6 protein-coding genes are annotated in these 5799 nt (G+C 62.9%); 4 read left to right on the forward strand and 2 right to left on the reverse strand.

The annotated features are described in order from the left end of the window. On the forward strand, positions 1–961 hold a 961-nt coding region (locus ACH2EI_RS08925; RefSeq protein ID WP_395159753.1), incomplete at its 5' end, for an ABC transporter ATP-binding protein. On the opposite strand, the gene ACH2EI_RS08930 is transcribed toward ACH2EI_RS08925, so the two are convergent. After that, complete coding sequence (locus ACH2EI_RS08930; RefSeq protein ID WP_395152684.1) at positions 962–1732, reverse strand: DUF2510 domain-containing protein; 771 nt, start codon at positions 1730–1732, stop codon at positions 962–964. Positions 1733–1821: 89 nt separating this feature from the next. Between ACH2EI_RS08930 and ACH2EI_RS08935 the strand changes: the two genes are divergently transcribed. From ACH2EI_RS08935 to ACH2EI_RS08945, 3 genes are read left to right on the forward strand one after another with little or no spacing between them, the layout of a single operon-like run. After that, positions 1822–2499, forward strand: a complete 678-nt coding sequence (locus ACH2EI_RS08935) for a histidine phosphatase family protein (RefSeq protein WP_395152683.1) — start codon at positions 1822–1824, stop codon at positions 2497–2499. Positions 2500–2517: 18 nt separating this feature from the next. After that, positions 2518–3639, forward strand: coding sequence for a class I SAM-dependent methyltransferase (locus ACH2EI_RS08940; protein ID WP_395152682.1), 1122 nt, complete (start codon positions 2518–2520; stop codon positions 3637–3639). Then, on the forward strand, positions 3636–4427 hold the full coding sequence (locus ACH2EI_RS08945; RefSeq protein WP_395152681.1) for an SDR family NAD(P)-dependent oxidoreductase: 792 nt from the start codon (positions 3636–3638) through the stop codon (positions 4425–4427). Before ACH2EI_RS08940 ends, ACH2EI_RS08945 begins: the two co-directional genes overlap by 4 nt. A 72-nt stretch (positions 4428–4499) precedes the next feature. On the opposite strand, the gene ACH2EI_RS08950 is transcribed toward ACH2EI_RS08945, so the two are convergent. Beyond that, positions 4500–5600, reverse strand: coding sequence for a hypothetical protein (locus ACH2EI_RS08950; protein ID WP_395159755.1), 1101 nt, complete (start codon positions 5598–5600; stop codon positions 4500–4502). Between the last annotated feature and the right edge of the window lie 199 nt (positions 5601–5799).

The raw sequence follows: 5799 nt of genomic DNA on the forward strand, positions 1-5799 counted from the left end.
CGCTGGAGCGCTCGTCAGCTTCGTATTCCTGACCTACCGGTTCCTCGAACCGATCGCCGAGTTCACCGAGGTGATCGATCAGACCCAAACCGCTGTGGCTGGGCTGCATCGAGTGCTGTCAGTACTCGACATGGCGATTACGCCGACCGAGCCCGAGCAGCCGGTGGTACTCCCCGCTGGACAGCTCGACATCACGATCAGCAAAGTCGACTATGCCTACCCGACTCGGCTGGGTGAGTTGTTCGACAGCGATGAGCGCGGCGGGGTGCTCGTGCTGCGCGGCATCGACATTCACATCCCTGCCGGGCAGCAAATCGCCATGGTAGGGGCGACTGGGTCGGGCAAGACCACGCTGGGCCGCCTGATTGCTCGATTTGCCGATCCGACCGCAGGCGTCATTTCGGTCGGCGGGGTCCCGCTCGGGAACGTTGGCCGGGCCGACCTCCGTAGTCGCCTGGTTGTCGTGTCGCAAGAGCCGTTCCTCTTCGACGACACGATCGCCTGCAACGTTGCTTTCGCTCGCGAAGGAGCCACCGCGGCCGACGTGCAGCAGATCGTCGACGACCTCGATGTCGCCGATTGGGTCGCGACGCTGAGCGACGGGCTCGATACACGTGTTGGTGAACGCGGCGGTCAGCTCAGTGCCGGCGAACGTCAGCTCGTCGCACTACTCCGCGCTGGGCTCGCTGACCCCGACGTACTGATCCTTGATGAGGCAACATCGAGTGTCGACGCGCTCACCGAGGTTCGGATTGCCCGGGCACTGGATCATCTTGCAGCGTCACGAACGACCATTGCAATTGCCCATCGTCTTTCGACTGCGGCACGCGCTGATCGTGTTCTGGTGCTTGCGGACGGTGTCCTCGTTGAAGACGGTCATCACGACGTCCTCGTCGACGCAGGTGGCGTGTATGCCGGCCTCTACGACGCTTGGGTGGAATCGACCAGCATCCAGCGCTGATCAGTCGCCCGGGTCGATGCCAAACGGCAACTCGCCTCTGACGGTGGCGATGATGCAGTCGACCTTTTCGAGCGGGACGGAACGGACGACCTCGAATGAGCGTGTCTCGCCCGGCTCGACATCGCTGACAATGACGTTGGCCTGACGGCGCGGATTGTCTGTGCCGGGCCTGACGAATGAGACGCGGACCGTAAACGATGCGGTGGAGCCGCTCACGTTCGTCAGCTCGCCCTGTGCGGTGACGTCGTTGCCATCACGTTCGCACGAGGTGATTGCAGTGTTATTCTCGGCGGGATTCTCGAAGCGGTCGATTGCGCCGACCATGACAATGGAAAAGACTAGGCCGCCGACGCAGGCCAGGAGGCCGATGGGCCCGAGGATCAGACCGGCCGTTGCCATTCCGTCGCCGACACCGAATTGTGGGCCGGGTGTTTTCGCCCGTCGTCGAGCGCGGAGGCCGAGCACGATTGCCAGCACGCCGGCGACAGCGGCTGCCGCGAAGATGAATGGCAGCCAGCCGAGACCGATGGCGACGATCCCGAGGATCATCGAGGCGGTGGCGGCGCTGTTCTTGGCTCCGGGTTCAGGAGCGTGTTGAGAAGCATGGTGTGGTGCGGGCGGTGTACCGGATGCATTGGGCGCTACGCCGAGCGGATCGACGAAACGATCCCCATTGGTTGACACGTCGGCAGTCCACGCCGCGCCGTTGTGATAGCGCAGCTCGAATCGGGAAGCGGGGTCGGGGTACCAGCCAGCTTGCACGTCGTTCACCCGGCGCAAGCTATCCCCGTGAACTCGGCGAACTCGACGAACTTGGCGAACGCGGCGTGCACTGCGGTGCTGCCGTACAGTCCGATCGCATGGAACTCGTCTTCATCCGTCATGGTCAACCCGAGTGGATGCGCGACGACCTCAATGTGGAGAATCCGCCGCTGACCGAACTTGGCCATCATCAGGCGAGGCGCATGGCCGAAGTACTCGCAGCCGAAGAGTTCGACGAGGTGCTGGTCTCGCCCCTCCTCCGTGCACGCCAGACCGCGGCACCCCTCTACGAAGCGCTTGGCCGCGACGAGGTGATCGACGAATGGTTGCAAGAGATCGGTGACCCGAACTGGCACGGTACGCCGTACTCGCTGGCCCAGGAGGCCTACAAAGAGCTACTCGCCCGACCGTCGCTCGAGCGATGGACCGGACTCGAAGGCGGCGAGTCCGTACGGGACTTCGCCGACCGGATCACTGCTGGTGCCAACGGATTTATGGCACGGCACGGCGGCATCCGCGTCGACGGCGAACTGCCCGTCTGGAAGCTCGACAATCCCGATCAGCGGATCGCGATGGTTGCTCATGCCGGCACTAACTCCATGGCACTCGGCCACTTGCTCGGCGTCGACCCGGTGCCGTGGCAATGGGAACGGTTCCAACTGCACCACACCTCGATTACCCGGCTCGAAACGTTCGAACTTGGCGACGGTCATGCGTTTGGCATGAGCGCATTGGGCAACGCCGAACACCTTGCGCTGGACGATCGAACACGCTGAGCATCTACGGTCAACGCGATGAGCGACCTCACGGCTCCAGCCGAACGCATCGAGCCCGATCCCGACCTGTTGAAGATGTTCTCTTTCAACCTCTTCAGTCAGTTGAGCGGTGCGGTCACGGCCGGCATGATTCATCTCGGCGATCGGCTCGGGTTGTTTACGGCACTCGCCGATGCTGGTGAGCAGCTCACCACGCACGAGTTGGCCGACCGACTCGAACTCGACGAACGATGGGTGCGCGAATGGGCGTACAACCAGGCCGCCGCGAAGTTCCTAACAGTTGACAACGCCGATGAGCCAGGCTCCGAGCGCTTTGGCTTGTCACCTGAAGGCGTTGCCGTGCTTGCGTCACCAAACAGCCCGGCGAGCGGAATGGGCATGTTCCATCGTTTCCCCCAAATGATGGGTGCGCTGGACGTCATGCCAGAGAGCTTCCGAACTGGCCAGGGTCATGACTACGACAGCCACGGTTGCGAAGGGGCCATCGGGATCGAACGCAGTTTTGAGCCGTGGAACCGCAGCCACCTCATTCCGACGGTGCTGCCACTCGTCGGCGACGGCGCCCTGGTCGAACGGCTTCAGGCCGGGATCACGGTTGCCGACATTGGCTGCGGGGCCGGGGGAGCCGTGCTGATGATGGCTGAGGCGTTCCCCAACTCGACGTTCGTTGGCTACGACATCAGCCAATACGCCCTCGACCGTGCCGAATCGAGGCGCGCTGAGGCCGGTGTGTCGAACGCACGTTTCGTCGATCCGCGCAACGAGCCGCTGCCGGCCGATGCATCGGTCGATTTCGTCACCACCTTTGACTGCATTCACGACATGTCGCATCCGACTCAGATGATTGCGTCGATCAAGCAGGCGATTGCCGACGACGGCACATGGCTGCTTGTCGACATTAAGGGCCGTGACACGTTTGGTGAGAACATCGAGAAGAATCCAATGGCGGCGCTCATGTACGGCATCAGCGTGCTGTCGTGCATGTCGTCAGCGCTGTCGGAGCCCGGCGGCGAAGGCCTCGGCACGCTTGGTTTGCCAGAGGGCAAGGCTCGCGAGATGTCAGCAGCAGCCGGGTTCAGCGACTTCCGCCGACTCGACATCGACCACACCGTCAACGCGTTCTACGAGATTCACTCGTGAGCCGGCTGTCAACGCTGTCTCGCTCGATCGACGACAAGGTCGCAATCGTGACGGGCGCGGCGAGCGGCATGGGCCGCGCCACAGCGCACTTGTTCGCCGACGAAGGGGCGCGCGTGGTTGTGGCTGACCTTGGTGCGGATCGTGTCGCTGCAGTGGCCAACGAGATCAGCGCAGCACATGGTGGCGACCGTGTGCTCGGCATCGAGTGCGATGTCGCCGATCACGAACAACTTCGCAGCATGGTCGAGGCAACGGTGCAGCGGTTCGGCCGCCTCGACATCGTCGTCAACAATGCTGGCGTGTCGATGATCAACTCGGCGTTCCAGCCCGAGGACGAGTTCGAGGCCAACTGGGCAACGACACTCGACATCAACCTGACAGCGCACGCTCGTCTGATCCGCCTCGCGCTCCCGCACCTGATCACGTCGGGCGAAGGTCGTATTGTCAATATCGCATCGACCGAGTCGATCGTGACAACGGCTGGCCTCGCGGCGTACGCCGCAACCAAGGCAGGTGTAGTCGGTCTGACGAAGAGCTTGGCTGTCGAGCTCGGCCGCCACGGGGTGACGGTCAACTGCGTCTGTCCCGGCCCGATCGACACGGGCATGACCGCCGGCATCGATGCCGAGGCCAAAGAGAAATACGCGCGCCGCCGAGTCCCACTTCGCCGCTACGGCACCCCCGAAGAAGTCGCACATATGACGCTCAACCTCTGTATGCCAGCATCAAGCTTCGTCAACGGAACCTCGATTCCGGTCGATGGCGGCATGACCATCCGCCACACGTAACGAATGGGGTCAGGCCCCTTTCGCAACTCTGTCCAGTACAGAGTTACGAAAGGGGCCTGACCCCATTCGTACTTATTTGCCGAATCCGGTGTTCAAGCCCGTGAGGCCGGTTGGGTCGTGGCGGCCGAAGGCGAGCTGCTCGAGCGTGCCGAGTCCTTCGTTGACGCCGAGTCCGCCGGTGGTTGTCGCACGCACGATCGACTGGATGTGCATGTGGTGGAGGGCATTGGGGTCTGGGACCGGCAGGCGCCAGCGGTCGCCGCCGACCGCGAGTTCGCCTTTCCAGATGCCGTGGCGCCACTCGGGATGGCCGTAGCCGATGCCCAACATGTGGAAATCAAAGAGCGGTTCGAGCTTGATCGTTGAGGCCTCGCCCTGCCACGGCACGAAGTCGATTTCGAACCATTCGGCGCGACGAGTACCGCGCTCCCAGCCGATTCGGTAATCGACGCTGCGCATCGCCTCTGGCGGCTCGGCAACGGCATCGTTGCCTTTGTCCATGTCGGCGAGTGCAACGTATCCCGTCTCGTGCCAGCGCTTGCCGTCGAAGTACTCGTTGACGTCGAAGTGGGTGGAGAAGGTGTCGAAGTTGAGCGGTGCCCAGAGCCAGTAGAACTGCGGATCGGCCACCGGCGCCCCAGTCGGAGCTGGCTCGCCGACGGGCCGGACACCCCACGATCGGTCACGGCTACCAACGGTCTCACCAGGTTCGAGGTCGATGACTTCGCCGTCGACTTCGACCCAACCTTCCCAGCTGCCGAACTGGGTCATGCGCGTCGAGTCCATCAGGACGCGCTGGCCCACCTGGTTGAAGAAGTGAGGTTCTTGGATCGGTGCCGATCGTCGGACGAACGTGAGGTCGGCACGGAGCCCGTGTTCGGGAGCATCGACTGCGATGCGCAGCTCATTGAGCGGATCGATGACCTCCACCTCGATCGGCCCGACCACGTTGGCATCGGCACGATCAAGCGGCGCACGGCGCGAGGCGTGCACGTTGATTTGCTCGGCGTCAACCGTTTGGCCATTGAGCACGACGCTGAAGTGTGCGTCAGCAACATGGCGATTTGGGTAGAGGCCCATGGCCAGTGCAAAGAACAGACGGGTGTCTTTCGTGTACCCGTTGAAGAAGTAGCGGTCGTAGTGGTTCAGGTCGGTCCCGGCGGTTTGAGCCACCGGGTGTGACGTTTGATGGAGAGGAAAGTCGTCGAACGAACTGAGCACCGGATCGACGCTAGTCGTAGCATCATCTACATATGTTGCGGGACGCATCAGGTGGCTGGCTTCGAGGGCTCGACCGTTATCGCCGGCTGGCGATTATCACGACCGTTGGCATCTGCGTGCTGGTGGTTGCCGGTGGTGCCGTCCGATTGAC

The organism is Ilumatobacter sp. (assembly GCF_041688325.1).
Classification (GTDB): Bacteria; Actinomycetota; Acidimicrobiia; order Acidimicrobiales; family Ilumatobacteraceae; genus Ilumatobacter_A.

Excerpts from the sequence above, each read along its gene's own strand:
- ACH2EI_RS08935 (WP_395152683.1), top strand. The coding sequence starts at position 1,822 with ATGGAACTCGTCTTCATCCGTCATGGTCAACCCGAGTGGATGCGCGAC.
- ACH2EI_RS08940 (WP_395152682.1), top strand. The coding sequence starts at position 2,518 with ATGAGCGACCTCACGGCTCCAGCCGAACGCATCGAGCCCGATCCCGAC.